Annotated in this window: 14 protein-coding genes; 9 read left to right on the forward strand and 5 right to left on the reverse strand. The window is 71.0% G+C overall.

The window, feature by feature from the left end:
* Nucleotides 1-55 precede the first annotated feature (55 nt).
* From JKG67_RS18905 to JKG67_RS13295, 4 genes are read left to right on the forward strand one after another with little or no spacing between them, the layout of a single operon-like run.
* Nucleotides 56-1,570: a fatty acid desaturase gene (locus JKG67_RS18905; protein ID WP_275403365.1), complete on the forward strand. Its 1,515-nt coding sequence runs from the start codon at nt 56-58 to the stop codon at nt 1,568-1,570.
* Nucleotides 1,570-1,761 (forward strand): ferredoxin, encoded by a 192-nt coding sequence (locus tag JKG67_RS13285; RefSeq protein WP_203337797.1) that lies wholly within the window; start codon nt 1,570-1,572, stop codon nt 1,759-1,761. The genes JKG67_RS18905 and JKG67_RS13285 overlap by 1 nt, the downstream gene beginning before the upstream one ends.
* Nucleotides 1,758-2,399 (forward strand): TetR/AcrR family transcriptional regulator, encoded by a 642-nt coding sequence (locus JKG67_RS13290; RefSeq protein ID WP_307816558.1) that lies wholly within the window; start codon nt 1,758-1,760, stop codon nt 2,397-2,399. Before JKG67_RS13285 ends, JKG67_RS13290 begins: the two co-directional genes overlap by 4 nt.
* Nucleotides 2,400-2,451: 52 nt before the next feature.
* Entirely contained in the window at nt 2,452-3,636 is a 1,185-nt protein-coding gene (locus JKG67_RS13295) for a M15 family metallopeptidase (protein WP_238998397.1), read from the forward strand.
* Nucleotides 3,637-3,673: 37 nt separating this feature from the next.
* Here the strand turns inward: JKG67_RS13295 and JKG67_RS13300 are convergent, their stop codons facing one another.
* The 3 genes from JKG67_RS13300 to JKG67_RS13310 all read right to left on the reverse strand — a co-directional run bounded on the left by JKG67_RS13300 (nt 3,674) and on the right by JKG67_RS13310 (nt 8,662).
* Nucleotides 3,674-4,234 carry a CAP domain-containing protein gene (locus JKG67_RS13300; RefSeq protein WP_203337798.1) on the reverse strand — a complete coding sequence of 187 codons (561 nt, stop codon included), beginning with the start codon at nt 4,232-4,234 and terminating at the stop codon, nt 3,674-3,676.
* A 75-nt stretch (nt 4,235-4,309) separates the two neighbouring features.
* Nucleotides 4,310-7,564, reverse strand: a complete 3,255-nt coding sequence (locus JKG67_RS19110; RefSeq protein WP_203337799.1) for an AfsR/SARP family transcriptional regulator — start codon at nt 7,562-7,564, stop codon at nt 4,310-4,312.
* Between the two features lie 609 nt (nt 7,565-8,173).
* Nucleotides 8,174-8,662: a glutathione peroxidase gene (locus tag JKG67_RS13310; RefSeq protein WP_203337800.1), complete on the reverse strand. Its 489-nt coding sequence runs from the start codon at nt 8,660-8,662 to the stop codon at nt 8,174-8,176.
* Nucleotides 8,663-8,735: 73 nt separating this feature from the next.
* Here JKG67_RS13310 and JKG67_RS13315 point away from each other — a divergent pair, with 73 nt between their 5' ends.
* From JKG67_RS13315 to JKG67_RS13325, 3 genes are read left to right on the forward strand one after another with little or no spacing between them, the layout of a single operon-like run.
* Nucleotides 8,736-9,815: a hypothetical protein gene (locus JKG67_RS13315; protein ID WP_203337801.1), complete on the forward strand. Its 1,080-nt coding sequence runs from the start codon at nt 8,736-8,738 to the stop codon at nt 9,813-9,815.
* Nucleotides 9,812-10,846, forward strand: a complete 1,035-nt coding sequence (locus JKG67_RS13320; protein ID WP_203337802.1) for a hypothetical protein — start codon at nt 9,812-9,814, stop codon at nt 10,844-10,846. The genes JKG67_RS13315 and JKG67_RS13320 overlap by 4 nt, the downstream gene beginning before the upstream one ends.
* Nucleotides 10,843-12,045, forward strand: a complete 1,203-nt coding sequence (locus JKG67_RS13325) for a hypothetical protein (RefSeq protein ID WP_203337803.1) — start codon at nt 10,843-10,845, stop codon at nt 12,043-12,045. Before JKG67_RS13320 ends, JKG67_RS13325 begins: the two co-directional genes overlap by 4 nt.
* Here the strand turns inward: JKG67_RS13325 and JKG67_RS13330 are convergent.
* Nucleotides 12,006-12,698 (reverse strand): EcsC family protein, encoded by a 693-nt coding sequence (locus JKG67_RS13330; RefSeq protein WP_203337804.1) that lies wholly within the window; start codon nt 12,696-12,698, stop codon nt 12,006-12,008. The genes JKG67_RS13325 and JKG67_RS13330 overlap by 40 nt on opposite strands.
* Nucleotides 12,699-12,761: 63 nt before the next feature.
* Between JKG67_RS13330 and aat the strand changes: the two genes are divergently transcribed.
* The gene (gene aat / locus JKG67_RS13335) at nt 12,762-13,478 is read left to right on the forward strand and encodes a leucyl/phenylalanyl-tRNA--protein transferase (protein WP_372442090.1); all 717 of its coding nucleotides are present in this window, start codon (nt 12,762-12,764) and stop codon (nt 13,476-13,478) included.
* A 52-nt stretch (nt 13,479-13,530) separates the two neighbouring features.
* Here aat and JKG67_RS13340 read toward each other — a convergent pair whose 3' ends face one another.
* Entirely contained in the window at nt 13,531-13,866 is a 336-nt protein-coding gene (locus JKG67_RS13340; RefSeq protein ID WP_203337805.1) for a rhodanese-like domain-containing protein, read from the reverse strand.
* Nucleotides 13,867-13,885: 19 nt separating this feature from the next.
* Between JKG67_RS13340 and JKG67_RS13345 the strand changes: the two genes are divergently transcribed.
* A complete protein-coding gene (locus JKG67_RS13345) occupies nt 13,886-15,841 on the forward strand; it encodes an acetoacetate--CoA ligase (protein ID WP_203337806.1) in 1,956 nt (651 codons plus the stop codon).
* Nucleotides 15,842-15,977: the final 136 nt, after the last annotated feature.

The raw sequence follows: 15,977 nt of genomic DNA on the forward strand, positions 1-15,977 counted from the left end.
TCGGTCACGGACCGACGCCCCTGGGGCCCGGTGAACGAGGCATGGAGGTCAGCAGATGGCGGACACCGCCGATATGACCGGGACGATCCCGGAGGGGTCGACCGACAACTGGAAGGACCGCAAGCGCTACCTGTGGCTGCTCGGTCTGATGGTGCCCGGCTTCGGGTTGCTGGCCGTGGTCGCCTACGCCCGCACCGACTGGTGGTGGTTGCTGCTCGCCGGCCCGATGTTGGTCAACGTGATCATCCCGCTGCTCGACCTGGCCTTCGGCCTGGACCCGGCCAACCCGCCGGACGACGTGATCGAGGAGCTCGAGAACGACAAGTACTACCGGTGGGTCGTCTTCATGTACCTGCCTCTGCAGTTCGTCATCTTCTTCGCGGTGATGGCGCTGGTCGCCGGCTACAACCCGTTCACCTGGGTCTCCGACCTGGTCGGGGCGAGCGCCTGGCTCTCCGCCAACGGCGGCGAGTGGCTGATCCGTGACCTCGGCATGACCTGGTGGGAGAAGGTCTTCATCGCCTTCTCGGCCGCCGGCGTGATGGGCATCGGCATCAACACCGCCCACGAGCTGGGCCACAAGAAGGAGTCGGTGGAGCGCTGGTTGAGCAAGATCGCCCTGGCGCCGACGTTCTACGGGCACTTCTACATCGAGCACAACCGCGGCCACCACGTCCGGGTCGCCACCCCCGAGGACCCCGCCTCGTCCCGCCTCGGCGAGAGCTTCTACCGCTTCTGGCCGCGCACGGTCTCCGGCTCGTTCAAGAGCGCCTGGGAGCTCGAGGCCAAGCGCTACAAGCGCAAGGGCACCCACCCGTTCCACCTCGGCAACGACGTGCTCAACGCCTGGCTGATGTCGGTCGTCCTGTACGGCGCGGCCATCGCGATCTTCGGCTGGCAGGTCATCCCCTACGCACTGATCATCATCGTCGCGGGCTTCTCGCTGCTGGAGATCATCAACTACCTCGAGCACTATGGGATGCTGCGCCAGAAGGTCGGCCCCGAGGGGAAGCAGCGCTACGAGCGGGTGCTGCCGATGCACAGCTGGAACTCCAACAACATCGTCACCAACATCTTCCTGTACCACCTGCAGCGGCACAGCGACCATCACGCCAACCCGACCCGTCGCTACCAGACGCTGCGGGACTTCAAGGAGGCCCCGGCACTGCCCACCGGGTACGCCGGGAGCCTCACCCTGGCCCTCTTCCCGCCGCTGTGGCGCAAGGTGATGGACAAGCGCGTCGTGGACCACTTCGGTGGCGACGTGACCCTGGCCAACATCCAGCCCGGCAAGGAGGCGCGCTACTTCGCCAAGTTCCCGCCGCCGGCGGAGCACGAGGTGCACACCGAGGACCGGTTCGCGCAGACCTACCTGACCGAGGTGCTGGCGGCGAAGTGCCCCGGCTGCTCGTACGTCTACGAGGTCGCGGCGGGTGACGAGCACGAGGGGTTCCCGGCCGGCACGGCGTGGAACGACATTCCCGACGACTGGACCTGCCCCGACTGCGGTGTCCGGGACAAGATCGACTTCGTTCCGGTCGACCCCGCTACGCTGAAGGTGGACGCCTGATGAAGATCGTGGTCGATCGGGACCTGTGCGAAGGTCTCGGAATGTGTGAGTCGATGGCCCACGAGTACTTCGAGGTCGACGACGACGACGTGATGCACGTCCTGAACGAGAACCCCCCGGAGGAGGACCGGAAGATGATCACCGCAGCCGTGAACTCCTGCCCGGTCCTGGCCCTGAAGATCGAAGGGTGACCGACACCGTGCAGACCCTCCGGGTCGCGGGCTCCAAGCTCGCGGCCCGGAGGCGGCACGCCCGCACCCGCCGGGACGAACTGCCCCTGCACGTGCGGATCATCGAGGTCGCCACCGACCTCACCGTCGAGTCGGGCTGGGCCTCGGTCACGATGGCCGGCCTGGCCGAGGCCGTCGGGGTCTCCCGGCAGACGATCTACAACGAGGTCGGCTCCAAGCCCGAACTCGCCGAAGCGATGGTGCAGCATGAGCTGGCCCGCTTCCTCGAACTCGTCGAGAAGGCCTTCGATGCGAATCCCACCGACCTGGTGGCCGCCATCGAGGAGGCGGCCCGGGTGGTGCTGGAGTACGCCGAAGGCAACGCGCTGCTGCACGCCGTGGTCACGGCCACCAACGGCGCCAACACCGAGCTGCTGCCGCTGCTGACCACGCAGTCCCAGTCGCTGCTGGCGGTCGCCAAGGCGGCGATCGCCGGTCGGATCGTCGACTATCGGCTCCCGTTCAGCGACGAGGAGCTGGACGCGGTGATCGACATCGTGGTCCGGGTCGTCCTCAGCCACATCATGGAGCCCTCCGGCTCGCCCGCCGAGACGGCAGCGAATCTGAGCTGGGTCGCCCGGCTCGTCCTTGAGCGCTGAAGCGGCGTCGGTGACCGTCGCCGGATACGCTTGACCCCGGGGAGGGAAGCGGATGATCCGGAGGCACCTGCTGCGCGTCGGCGCGGCCTCAGTGGCGTTGTTGCTGACCGCCTGCACGGCTGACCTCGACCCCGGCGAGACTGCCATCGACGCCGGTGAATCGGTGTCCCTGGAGATCGACGAACTCCCGCGGGTGGACGAGCTGGTGGTGGACCCGCCCGGGCCGCTCACCGAAGCCCTGCTGCCCGCCGACGTACTCGTCTACAGCCTGGAGTCGTTGGACGAGGAGATGGTCGCCGCGATCCGTGACATCGACGGCGTGGTGGCCGCGGAGCAACTGTGGCTGGCCCAGGTGGTGGTCGAGGAGATCGCCCTGACCATCGCCGCCGTGGACCCCGATGGCTACCGCCGCTTCACGCCGGTGAACTCGGCCCAGCTCCAGGAGGCCTGGGTGCGGGTGGCCGGCGGTGAGATGGCGATCGACCCCGAGCTGGGCCGGCGGCTGGAGGACACCGACGGCTTCGTCACCCTCGGCAACACCGACACGTCGCCGCGGGTGCACATCGGCGCCTACGCACCTCAGATCAACCAGATCGACGCCGTGGTGAACCTGAAGTGGGGCGAGGCGCTGGGGATGGTCCCCGAGAACGCGCTGTTGGTCTCCACCGGGATGACCTCGCCTCAGTCCATCCGCAGGCAGTTGCAGCGGATCGCCGGCGACGCCGCCTCGGTGCAGATCCTCGGCCCGGACCTGGACACCACCGTGCAGCAGACCGCCATCCTCACCGGAGGGTCGGTCGGCCAGGCCGTGGGGACCTTCTCCTACCAGGTCCTCGACGGCGGCCGGATCGCCCCGGACCCGGCCTGGGTCGCGGCCAACATCCGCACCGAGGAGGTGCCGATCCTGGGCCGGGTCACCTGCCACAAGGTGATGCTGCCGCAGATGCGGGCGGCCTTCACCGAGATCCAGGCCCGCGGGCTGGCCGACAAGATCCACCCGCAGCAGTACGCCGGCTGCTACTACCCGCGCTTCATCGCGAACAGCACCCGGCTGTCCATGCACTCCTGGGGCATCGCCTTCGACATCAACGTCCCGGGCAACCAACGCGGCACGGTCGGCGAGATCGACCGCACCGTGGTGGCCATCTTCAAGAAGTGGGGCTTCGCCTGGGGCGGCGACTGGTCCTGGACCGACCCGATGCACTTCGAGCTCGCGCACCTGGTCGAGATCCGATGATGTCCTCCCCGGGCTCAGAGCCCGGGAAGGACATCACCTACTTCCGCCCGAAGTTCTGCGTCCACCAGTAGGTGCCGTTGCCCACATCCACCGCCACCCCGATGTGCCGGTAGCTGCAGTCCAGGATGATCGCCCGGTGTCCCGGGCTGCGCATCCAGGCCCGCACCACCGCACGCGGCTTTGGGTAGCCGCGGGCGACGTTCTCGCCGACCCGGGTCCAGCCCAGGTAGCCGGCCTGGGTCACCCGGACGCCGAGTCTCGGCTCCCCGGGCAGTTGGTGCGACAGCGTCCCGGCTCGCGCCATCCGGAGGTTGTGCCGGCGGGCGGACAGGTTGAGCTCGGCCCGGTTGCGCAGGGCTGGGCAGCCGTGGGCTGCTCGGCGCAGGTTGGTGAGTCGCATCACCCGGCGCTGGCGCTTCAACTGCCAGAGTGCCCGGGCGTCCACCTCGACGGTGGTGAGGTCAGGGGCAGCGATGCCGACCTTGGCCCACGACGTGGTCGTCGCGGTCGCCTGGGCCGGAAATGCCACCAATGACAGCAGTAGTGTTCCGATGATTGTCGCGGACGCAGGGAGGGAGATCCTCGTCCGTGATCTCATGTCCATAAGGGTAGGCACATAGAGTCGAAATGCGGGGGCCTCCGGGACCATGGTCCCGACATCTCGTCCGATCGTTCAGCGGCGGCTGCGTTGCGGGAACGGAGCCGGTTCGATCTCCAACTCCTCCATCCGCTCGCAGTAGCCGCGATACATCCGCCGCGCCTCGCCGTGCCGGCCACCGGCGACCAGCGCGTCCACCAGACTGCGATGCGCCCGCTCGTCGTACGCGTCCTGCTCGAGCAGCCGAAGTTGCAGCCGCACCGCACGATCGAAGTCGTCGTCGGCCACCGCATGGTCGGCCAGCGCGCGCAGCACCTGGACCGAGACGGCCCGGACCTCGTCACGCACCGGCCCGGCCCAGTCGGCGTACGCGTCCTCGTCGAACGGTTCCCCGGTCATCAACGCCTCGGCCCGGGCCAACCGGGCGGCCGCGCCGGGCTCCCCGGACTCACTCATCCGGAGTCCCTCGTCGGCCGTGGCCAGGAAGCGCTCCAGATCGATCACCCAGTGCTCGCGCCGCAGCGCTACCGCAGCCCGGTCAGCCACCACGAAGTGGTCGGCGTCGTGGTCGTGGTCGGGATCCAGCAGTGCGCGCAGCGTGGACAACGCCACCGAGAGCTTGCGGCCCGCCTTCGCCGGGTCGTCGTCACGCCAGAGCAGGTCGAGCAACTGCTCGCGGCGGACCGGGCCACGCTGGGAGACCAGAATCTTGAGCAGGTCGCGGGGCTTGCGCGAACCCCAGTCGCGCGGCCCGATCCGGCGGTTGCCGACGTTCACCGCGAAGCCACCCAGGGCCTGCACCACCGCCCCGGTCGCCGAGGTCGGTGACGCGACCACGGACAGGTCCCGCCGCGCGCCCGCGGTGCGCAGCAGGTCGCCGGCCGAGGCCGCACCGGCGATGTCGACCTCGGAGGCCTCGGGCAGGGCGCCGATCAGCAACCGCACCCTCGCCTCATCGAGCCGATGGTCGAGCTCGGCCCATGACTCGGCCGCCTCGGTGAGCAGGTCGCGCGCCTCCGCGGGATCGTCGTGGACCCGGGCCAGCACCTCGGCCGCCCAGGTGAGGGCGGCCCGGTTCCGGCGGCCCCGAGCCACCGGCAGCGCCTCTTGGGCGCGTTCGGCCGCAGTGTTCAGGTCACCGCGTTCCAGGGCGAGTTGGGCCTCGGTGAGCAGCGCCGTCTCATGCCCGAGGACCGGACCGGCCTCGATGGCGCGTTGGGTGAGTTCCGCGGCCTGGTCGGGGGAGTCGGCGTGCACCACCCGGGCCAGGCCGCACAGTGCCGGCACCAGCGCCTGCCGGTCGCCGGACTGCTCGCAGAGCCGGATCGCTTCCTCGAACAGTGCACGGGCCTCGCGCCGTTGGTCCCGGGCCGCGGCGATGCCGCCCAGGTGCACCAGCGGGTAGACCACCATGTGCGCCCCGGCGGCGTCGAAGATCGCCCGGGCGGTGGCCAGGTCGCGGCGCGCCTCGTCGAGTTGACCCAGGTTGAGCAGGGCCTGGCCGCGGTTGCTGAGCGCGATCCCGCGCAGCATCGAGTGGCCGGCCAGATCGGCCAGGCCGATGGCCGTGTCCAGGCCTGCCAGCGCCTCGGCGTACTCACCCTCCTCGAGGTAGCGGGAGCCCCGGTTGCAGTGGATCCGGATCAGCTGCAGCACGTCGGCGGCGCGCTCGGCGTGCACCAGGGCCCGCAGGTAGTGCGCGTCGTTGGTGCGGCGGTCCCCTTGCACCGCAGCGACCATCGCCAACGCCGTGTGGGCTGCGGCCAGGGCCCGGTCGTCGCCGAGTTCGTCGGCGACCCGGCGGGCCTCGCCCGCGAGCTTCTCCGCGGCGGCGACGTCCCCGCGGAGCCAGTGCGCGGCCGCGGACAGCGCATCGACCATCGCGTGGTCCCGATCCGGGGGGCCGCTGCGGTCGCTACGGTCGTACGCCGCCAAGGCCTGTGCCAGGTCGCCGCGCTGGTGGTGGATGAAGCCGGTCCGCCAGGCAGGTCCGGCCGGCATCACCCCGTCGTGGGTCAACGCGTCGAAACAGACCAGGGCGCCGTCCCAGTCACCGGTGGCCTGCCGGGCCTCGCCCTCGAGTTGCAGCAGGTCGTCGCCGGCGGTGCCCGGGCGCAGCGCGGTCAGGTGGCGGAGCAGTTCGTCCGCCCGGCCCTCGATGATCAGCCGCGGCCCGTGCTCGGCCAGGACCTCGATCCGACGCGGCTCGGCGTCGTCATCGGTGAGGAGCTGCAGCGCCTCCCGGATCAGGCCACGGCCCACCAGCCAGTCCGCCGCCCGGCGTCGGATCGCGGCGCCGTCGGGGGTGGCCAGGTTGCGCCGTGCCCAGGCGCGGACCAGCGGATGCAGCGAGTACCAGCCGCCGTCGTCGCTGGTGTGGGTGCGGATCAGTCCCCGCCGGTGCAGGCTGTCCAGCAGCGCGTGCGGTCGGGCCAGTCCGATCTCGGTGCACAGGTCGGCGGTGAACACCTCCAGCGGGGCCACCTGCCGCACCAGTTCCGCCAACTCGGGTTCGATGCCGTCGAAGACCTCGGTGGCGAACCGGTCGATCAGGCGCTCCGGGTCGTCATCCCCGGGGTAGGAGTCGGGTTGCCGTCCCCGCTCCCGGCCGGCTTCGGCGCCGAGCCGGACTGCGGCCGGCCACCCCAGGGTGGTCTCGTGCAGGGCGGTGGCGGCCACCTCGCCGACGTCACCGTCGACCAGCGAGGCCAGATGCAGGGTCTCGTCGAGATCGAAGGCCAACGTGGACCCGCGGATCTCGGTGGCATGACCTCGCGAGCGCAGACGGGCGGTGGGGAAGGGCAACTCCTGTCGGGACAGTACGACGAGGTGCAGCGACGGCGGGGCCTGTCGGATCAGGGCTTCGGTGAACCGCGCCGAGGCGCAGCCGGGTGGCAGTTCGTGCAGGTCGTCGATGACCAGCACCAGTTCGCTGCTGAGCAGGTCCTCGAGCAGCAGTGCCAGGTGGGCGGCGTGGGCGGCGGCACGGCCCTGGTCGCCGCCGCCGGAGTCGGGGCCGCGCTCCCGGGAGAGCCGGGTGGTGTCGCGCATCGCCTCGCCGATGCCGGTGACCCGGATCCGTAGCGCGGACACGACCCCGGCGACGAAGGCGTCGAGGTCGGCGTCCTCCTCGGTGCAGGTGTACCAGGCGCAGCGGCGCTCAGCAGCCCATCCGGCGAGCAGCGTGGACTTCCCGAAACCGGCCGGGGCGACCACGGTGGTCAGTCGACGGTGCCGGACGTCAGCCAGCAGCGACTCCACCCGGGGTCGAGGCACCACCACCTCGGGCAGAGCCGGTGGCAGAAGCTTTGCTTCAAGGACCCGCTCCACGTGGGCGACGATACGCCGTCCGGCCCCGACCGGTGCCACTCCGGGTGTGTCACGGCACCTCCTGAAGCCGACCTGAACATCACCTGAACACTGCTCGGGCAGTGTCTGTCACGAGCGCTGCACGGGCGCTCGACGAGGAGGTGTCAGGTGATGGCTGAGGCGCCAGGACCGCGTGACCCCACGGATCCGTCGTTCGAACCGATCCACGGAGTCTCGCTGGCAACCTTCGCCGAGGTGAGCACTTGGCTTGCGGCCGGGGGGGCCGCCGATTCTCGGTCAAGGGACATGGTGCTGCGTCAACGGGGGGTTGACGCAGCGCTGTGGACTGACGTGGTCGCTGGTTGGCTGGATCGGATCGCGGACGACGCAGTCGTCCGCAACGCCTGGGCCAGGCATCTGATCCGCCTTCGGGGGGAGGAATCGCCAGCAGCGATGCGGTGATGGGGGGACGACGAGGCCCGGCACAAGACTCAGTCGGGGGCTGGGAAACGGGCGTGTGCCGGGCTTCGTCGAGGGCCACTCCATGTGAGACCCCCCTCCGACGAAGTAGCCCATCTCGTCCGCCGAGGTGTCATACCTCGGCGGACGAGATGGGCTACTTCGTCGGGGTTAGGGCAAGAGCGCGTCGACGGCGGCGACCAGCCGTGGGTCGTCGGGGGTCACCAACGGGGCGAAGCGGGCGACCACCTCACCGTCGGCGCTGATCAGGAACTTCTCGAAGTTCCAGGAGATGTCGCCGGTGCGTCCCTCGATGTCGGGGGTGTCCACCAGCGCCTGATAGACGGGGTGCCGGTCGGCGCCGTTGACCTCCACCTTCTCGGTCATCGGGAACGTGACGCCGTAGCTGACCGAGCAGAACTCCTGGATCTCCTCGGCGCTGCCCGGCTCCTGGCCGCCGAACTGGTTGCACGGCACGCCGACCACGGTGAACCCCCGGTCGGCGTACTCCTCGTGCAACTTCTCCAGGGCCGTGTACTGCGGGGTCAGCCCACACTTGGAGGCCACGTTCACCAGCAGGGCGGCGCGGCCGCCAATGATGTCGCCGAGGGTGCCCGGGGTGCCGTCGAGTGCGGCCAGGGGCGCGTCCAGGAAAGTCATGGCGCTGAGATTAGCGCGCGGACGAAGGCTGCCGGTCGCCCGGAGGGGTCGGTGGGTGCGGCACAATCACCGCATGAGCCGCGTCGTCCACCTGCACATCGGTGCCCCCAAGACGGGAACCACGTACCTGCAGGATCGGCTCACCCGCAACGCCGAATCCCTGGCCGCGCACGGGATCCACTTCCCGACCCGGCGGTTCGCCGACAACGACCTCTTCCACTTCCGGGCCGCCCTCGACCTGCTCGGCCAGGACTGGGGCGGAGCCCCCGGGCACGCCAAGGGCGCTTGGCCGTCGATGGTCCGTCGGGTGCAGCGCTGCAGCGGCACGGTGATCCTCAGCCACGAGATCCTGGCCCCGGCCGCACCCGACCGGATCGTCAAGGCGATGAACGACCTGGCCCGTTCCGAGATCCATGTCGTCTACTCCGCCCGTGACCTGGCCCGGCAACTCCCGGCCGCCTGGCAGGAGTCGGTCAAGCAGGGGCGGGCCTGGTCCTTCAAACGGTTCCTGGGTGCGGTGCAGCGGCAGCAGGCCTGGTTCCAGCGGGCGTTCGACCTGCCCACGGTGCTCAACCAGTGGGGCGCGAACCTGCCTCCGGAGCAGGTGCACGTGGTCACCGTCCCGAAAGCAGGCGACGTCCGTCCCGACGAGCTGTGGCACCGGTTCTGCACCGTCTTCGGCATCGACCCGGCCTGGGCGCCGCTGGATTCCGAGCGCACCAACAGGTCACTCGGTGTCGCCGAGACCCAGCTGATCCGATTGCTGAACCGGCGGATGGACCGGCGGACCCGCCGCGAAGCCCCGTACGACGAGCTGATCCGGGAGATGCTCGCCCACGACGAACTGGTCCCGTCCCGATCGGCCCCGGTGGTCGTGCCGCCGTCGATGTATGACTGGATCGAGGAGCAGACCGAGCTCTGGATCGACTGGATCACCGGCAGCGGCGTCCATGTGGTCGGCTCCGTCGAGGACCTCCGGGTCACCCGACCGGACCCGGACGCGGAATGGACCGACCCGGACCAGGTCCGCAAGCGGCAGGTGCTCCGGGCCGCGATGGATGCGCTGGAGGCGATGACCCGGGAGGCCGCGCAACGGCCCGACCCGGACCGGATGCTGCGCCGCCGGGTGATGCAGCGACTCCGGGACCGATGAGCGTCCGCCCGGTCGGCGCCCAGCACCGCGAGCTGCTGCGTCGCGTCACCGAGACCGCCAGCGGCTCGGCCAGCGGAACGGCCAGCGCAGCCGCCGGCCCGTCCGCCGGACTGGCCGAGGAGATCCTCACCGCCGACCTGATCGGCCGGGGCAGTCCCGAACTCGACACGGCCGACCAGGTGTCGGAGCGGGAGCTGGCTCGGGTCGCGGTCTCGGTGCTGGTGGGCCGCCTCGCCGCCGTCACCCTCCCACCGTCACCCCCGCCGCCGGCCGCGCCGGGCCGCCTCGCCCGGGCACTGTCGCGGCGCCGCTACCGGCTCGTCGGCGACCCGATCCTGGCCGACCCGATCCGCCGGGCGCTGGTCGAGGCCGGTCACCATCCCGGCGGCCGGCGCCCGACGGTGCTGGTGCTGGCCTCATCGCTGCCCACCGCCCTGCAGCACGCCCACCTGAGCCGGGTGCTCGAGGCCGGCCTGCCCGAGTTCGCCAGCTGGCTCGACTCGTGGGCGGCCCGGGACCGGATGCCGCCCCGGGCCGACCCACTGGCCGCCGCCGACCGCTGGGCAGCCCTGGTCGGCGCCAGCCGGGTGCGCCTGGTCAGTGACCCGTCCCTGGTGCCCGAACTGCTGCGGATCCCGCTCCGGCTGCCGGACCCGGTCACTCTCGACCCCGGTGCTGCCGAACTGCTCCGCCGGGTCGGCGCCGGGCTGCGGACCCGGGTCGACCCGCCCACCCGCAGCCGGCTGCTGACCGAGCTGCTGTTGCCGCCGCTGGCCGAGGTCGCCCCTGCAGCCGGCGCCTCGGTGCCCCGGCGACACCAGGCGTGGCTGGACACTCAGGCGGCTTGCATCGGCGCCGGACTCGCCGCGGCTGGCTACCCTGTGCACGGTCCAGACCCGACCGAGCACTATCCGACCGAGCACTATCCGACCGAGTCAGCCTCCGCCGCGGTGCTGACGGTGGCCGTTCGGCTGTTGCTGGCCCTGGACCAGGACTCCGCGGACCAGACGACGAGAGGGGCGACCCGGTGAGCAAGCGGGTGATTCTGCACGTGGGCACCCCCAAGACCGGGACGTCGTACGCCCAAGACGTGCTCTTCCGCAACCAGCGGATCCTGGCCGGCCGGGGGATCAGCTATCCCGCGGACCGCCACGACGCGCACTTCCTCGCCGCCCTGGACCTGATGGGGCTGACCTGGGGCGGGCTGGAGGCAGAAGCCGTCGGTGCCTGGGACGCGTTGGCGTCACGGGTCCGCTCCTGGTCGGGCACCACGATCATCAGCCACGAGATCCTCGCCCACGCCTCCCGTGGCCAGGTGGCCCGGGCACTGGAGTCGTTCGGTGAGACCGAGGTGCACCTGGTCATCTCGGTCCGCGACCTGGTCCGACAGATCCCCGCCGAATGGCAGGAGAACGTCAAGCATCGCGCGGTGGTCGGCTACCAACAGTTCCTCGAGCAGTTGCGCGACCCGCGTCGGGACTCCCGGATCGCGGCCTGGTTCTGGGCGGTGCAGGACGTCCCCGACATCCTGGACCGGTGGGGCAGCGGTCTGCCCCCGGAGCGGGTGCACGTGGTGACGGTGCCGCCGAAGGGAGCACCGCGCGGGGAGCTGTGGCAGCGCTTCATCACCGCCTTCGGGTTGGCCGAGGTGAACCTCGACCTGGGTGAGGAGCGCGCCAACGTCTCCCTCGGAGTGCCCGAGACGGTCCTGCTGCGCCGGATCAACCAACAGGTGAACCCGGTGCTCGCGCCGCCGGACTACCGGCCGCTGGTGCGGGAACTGCTCGCCCACCAGACCTGGTCGAAGCGGACCGACTCACCGCGCCTGGCGCTGCCGCCCGACGCGCACGCGTGGGCCGCCGGCCTCTGCGCCGACTGGGCGCGGGTGCTCGCCGAACGCGGGTACGACGTGATCGGCTCGCTCGACGACCTGACCCCGGCCGCGGCGGGCGACTTCACAGCGCCCGAGGAGGTGCTCGAGCGCGACGTCAGCGACGCCGGTGTGGATGCGATCCAGGCGCTGCTCATCGAGGCCGCCCGGCTGCGTCGGCGCGAGGAGGAACTGCTCGGCGAGCTCGCCGAGAGTCACGCCGCGCTGCAACGGTCCTACCTGCGGCCGAGCTATCGGTTCCGGGAGCGATTGGTGCGAATGCTCGATCGCAGCAACACCGGTCAGCGGCTGCTGGGTGCCTACCGCGGGCTTCGCGGCAGGAACTCCCGGTCGGCATAACGGCCGATGTTCCACGCGGCGTAGCCGTCCGCGGTCAACCCGACCAGCCCGCCGAGCACCGGGATCCGTCGGCCGACCAGCGACGCCAACCGCTTGCCCGACACCCGGGAGAGCAGGTCGACGGCGACCTCGGTGGCGATCGCCCGCTCCACGCCCGGGTCGACGACCGGGGCGGTGGCCAACGCCATCGGGGTGCCGGGGAGCTTGTGCTTGCGCAGCATCCGCAACACCTCGTCCTCCCCGAGCAGGGCGGCCAGGATCGCGTTCCGGGTGCGCGGGTCGGCGAGGTCGTAGCCGCGCAGGTGGGCGATGCCGGCCACCATCCGGCACTCGATCAACGCCAGGGCGGCGATGTTGGCGGGGATGGTCACCGGTGCCGAGATCACGCCGCCGAGGTTGGTGACGAAGCCCTGGGTGCCGGCGTACCGGACGTTGCGTTCGATGACCGCATGCACGGCCTTGTCGATGTCCCCGCCGGCCTTGGCCAACTTCTTCTCCGCGGCGACGGCCGCACCGGGCAGCGGGCCGACGCCGGCGATGGCCTTGTCGAGCGCCTCGCGGACGAACGCCTGGGTGGCGTCGGGCGCGATCTCGGCGATCCGCGGGAAGGCACGTCTGCCCACCGACGCGCCGACGCTCTTGGCGACTCCCATGTGTCCTCCTGTGCTCGGTCCTGCTGTGACGATCCTAGGCAGTCGCTGGCTATCGTGGCTCACGTGGCGAAGGAGTGGGCGGCGCGGTCACCGTGGGACTTCGCGGGTGCGCTGCGCACGGCCCGCGACGACCTCGTCGCCCGGGGTGCGGACCTGGAGCCGTCGACGTTGCTGTCGGCCTACGCCCAGGGGATCTTCCCGATGCCCGGCGAGGGCGACGTGTGGTGGTTCTCGCCGCGGCGTCGGGCGGTGCTGCCGCTGGACGGGCTGCGGGTCTCCCGGTCGTTGCGGCGCTCCTGCCGCGACTTCGAGATCCGGGTGGACACCGCCTTCGCCGAGGTGATCGCCGGCTGCGGGGACCCCGACCGGCCCGGCGCGGACGTGCACGGCTGGATCAACGACGACATCGCGGCCGCCTACCTGCGGTTGCACGAGTTGGGGCATGCGCACTCGGTGGAGACCTGGCTGGACGGGGAGTTGGTCGGCGGCCTCTACGGCGTCGGGATCGGCGGGCTGTTCGCCGGTGAGTCGATGTTCCACCGGGTCCGGGACGCCTCCAAGGTAGCCCTGGTCGCCCTGGTGGAGCGGCTCCGCGAGCCCACCGGGATCGCACCCGACGGCGCCGCCGAGGAGGCCGGTGCGTCGGCGGCGACCCGGCTCTTGGATGTGCAGTGGCAGACCCCGCACCTGGCCTCGTTGGGCGTGGTCGAGATCGATCGGACCGAGTACCTCGCCCGCCTCGAGCTCGCCCTCACCCTCCCCCCGCCGAGTTGGGCCTAATCCGCGCCGAGTTGGGCCTGATCCGCGTCGAGTTGGGCCCTGTTCAGGGCGATCAGATCACCATCGGCGGCTGCCCCAACTCGCTCACCATCGGCCGACCGGCCGACTCCCAGTCGAGCATCCCGCCGTCGAGATTGACCGCGTCGCACCCCTGCGCCTGCAGCCACGCCACCGCTCGGGCGGACCGGCCGCCCACCTTGCACACCACCAGCGTCTGACTGGCCGGCACCTCGGCGAGCCGCTCCGGCAGCTGGCCGAGCGGGATGTGCAGCGCACCGTCGATATGGCCAGCCACCCACTCCTCGGGTTCGCGGACGTCGAGGACGGTCAGCCCGTCGGGCAGCGGGGTCGGTACGCCGTCGATGGCAACGGTCGGGATCGCAGTCATGGGCACTAGTGTGGCAAGCATGGCTGAGCGACTTCTCTGGCAGCCGCCGCTCGACGGCAGCACCCGGATCGAGCGGTACGCCGCGTCCCTCCCCGAACTGACCGATGGTCGGGTCCACCTGGACGACCCGAGCGACCTCCAGGAGCTCTGGCGCTGGTCGGTCAGCGACCTCGGCGGCTTCTGGGGCAGCCTGTGGCGACACTTCGACCTGCCCCGCAACGACGGGCCGGTGCTGGTCAGCCCGCAGATGCCCGGGGCGTGCTGGTTCCCCGGTGCGCGACTCAACTACGCCGAGGTGATGCTGCGGCTGCCGGGTCGCGCCGATGAGGACGTGGTGCTGATCGGCCGGTCCGAAGCCCGCGACGAGACCCGGGTGACCGCCGCCGAACTGCGCGCCCAGGTGGCTGAGACCCGGGCCGGGCTGATCCGCGTCGGAGTCGTGCGCGGTGACCGCGTGGCGGCGTACGCCCCGAACGTGCCGGAGACGCTGGTGCTGCTGCTGGCCGCGGCCAGTCTGGGTGCGGTCTTCACCTCCTGCCCGCCGGAGTTCGGGGTCCGCAGCACCGTGGACCGGCTCAGCCAGGTGGAGCCGGTGCTGCTGCTGGTCACCGACGGCTACCGCTATGCCAACAAGCCGATCCACCGCCGCGACGAGGTCGCCGAGATCGTGGGCGCGCTGCCGAGTGTGCGGACCGTGCTGCGGCTGCGCTACCTCCCCGAGGCCGACCCGGCGCCGCTGGTCGAGGGCGAGGTGGCCTGGGAGGAGTTCGGTGTCCCCGGCGCCGCACCAGGATTCGACGAGGTCGAGTTCGACCACCCGCTGTACGTGCTGTTCTCCTCGGGCACCACCGGGCTGCCGAAGCCGATCGTGCACGGCCACGGCGGCATCACCCTGGAGCACCTCAAGGCGCTGGCGCTGCACAACGACCTCGGCCCCGAGGACACGTTCTTCTGGTTCTCCACCACCGGCTGGATGATGTGGAACTTCCTGATCTCCGGGCTCGGGGTCGGCTCGACCGTGGTGCTCCTCGACGGCGACCCGATGCACCCGAGCCCCGATGCGCTGTGGCAGATGGCGGCCGAGCTGGGGGTGACCTTCTTCGGCGCCAGTGCGCCCTACCTGCTGGCCTGCCGCAAGGCCGGGATGGTGCCGCGCGAAGTGGCCGACCTGTCGGCGCTGCGGGCGGTCGGCTCCACCGGGGCGCCGCTGCCGGCGGCCGGCTTCGAGTGGGTGTACGACGCGGTCGGGGACGTGCTGTTGACCTCGGTGTCGGGCGGCACCGACGTGTGCACCGCGTTCGTCGGCGGTGCTCCGACGGCACCGGTGCGGGCCGGGGTGATCCCGACCCGGTTCCTGGGCTGCGCGGTCGAGGCGTACGACGAGTCCGGCAGGTCGGTGGTCGGCGAGCAGGGCGAGCTGGTGATCACCGCGCCGATGCCGTCGATGCCGGTCGGCTTCTTCAACGACCACGACGGGTCGCGCTATCGCGAGGCCTACTTCGACACCTTCCCCGGGGTGTGGCGGCACGGTGACTGGGTGACGATCTTCGAGGACGGGTCGTGCGAGATCAGCGGCCGCAGTGACGCCACCTTGAACCGGGGCGGCGTCCGGCTCGGCACCACCGAGTTCTATGCCGTGGTGGAGGAGTTGGACCGGGTCGCGGACAGCCTGGTGGTGCACCTGGAGGATGACGAGGGTGGGCCGGGGCGGCTGCTGCTCTTCGTGAGCCTGGCCGAGGGCGCCACCGAGGACGGTCTGGCGGCCGAGATCGCGCGCGAGTTGCGGTCCCGGCTCTCGCCGCGGCACGTGCCCGATGAGCTGCACGTGTTGGCGGCGCTGCCGCGGACGTTGACCGGGAAGAAGCTGGAGGTGCCGGTGAAGCGGATCCTCACCGGCGCGGACCCGGACAAGGTGGTGGCCCGGGGCGCGATCAGTCACCCCGACGTGCTCGCCGAGTTCGCCCGCCTCGCCTGAGTGCCCCCAGGGACGCTCCTATGTTGGGTCAAGGGGTCGGTGTTCGAGTAGTCGGTAGAGGTCGCGGGCGATGTAGCGCTTGAGGCAGCGTCGGATCTCTCGGGGGTTCTTGCCTTGGCTGGTTCGTTTCTCGGTG

It is taken from the genome of Nocardioides limicola, from assembly GCF_016827675.1.
Taxonomy (GTDB): domain Bacteria; phylum Actinomycetota; class Actinomycetes; order Propionibacteriales; family Nocardioidaceae; genus Nocardioides; species Nocardioides limicola.

Bases quoted from the DNA above. Each gene is read 5' to 3' on its own strand.
- JKG67_RS13340 (WP_203337805.1), bottom strand. From the start codon at position 13,866: ATGACTGCGATCCCGACCGTTGCCATCGACGGCGTACCGACCCCGCTG.
- JKG67_RS13295 (WP_238998397.1), top strand. From the start codon at position 2,452: ATGATCCGGAGGCACCTGCTGCGCGTCGGCGCGGCCTCAGTGGCGTTG.
- JKG67_RS18905 (WP_275403365.1), top strand. From the start codon at position 56: ATGGCGGACACCGCCGATATGACCGGGACGATCCCGGAGGGGTCGACC.
- JKG67_RS13315 (WP_203337801.1), top strand. From the start codon at position 8,736: ATGAGCCGCGTCGTCCACCTGCACATCGGTGCCCCCAAGACGGGAACC.
- JKG67_RS13345 (WP_203337806.1), top strand. From the start codon at position 13,886: ATGGCTGAGCGACTTCTCTGGCAGCCGCCGCTCGACGGCAGCACCCGG.
- JKG67_RS13320 (WP_203337802.1), top strand. From the start codon at position 9,812: ATGAGCGTCCGCCCGGTCGGCGCCCAGCACCGCGAGCTGCTGCGTCGC.
- JKG67_RS13285 (WP_203337797.1), top strand. From the start codon at position 1,570: ATGAAGATCGTGGTCGATCGGGACCTGTGCGAAGGTCTCGGAATGTGT.
- JKG67_RS13310 (WP_203337800.1), bottom strand. From the start codon at position 8,662: ATGACTTTCCTGGACGCGCCCCTGGCCGCACTCGACGGCACCCCGGGC.
- JKG67_RS13330 (WP_203337804.1), bottom strand. From the start codon at position 12,698: ATGGGAGTCGCCAAGAGCGTCGGCGCGTCGGTGGGCAGACGTGCCTTC.
- JKG67_RS13300 (WP_203337798.1), bottom strand. From the start codon at position 4,234: ATGAGATCACGGACGAGGATCTCCCTCCCTGCGTCCGCGACAATCATC.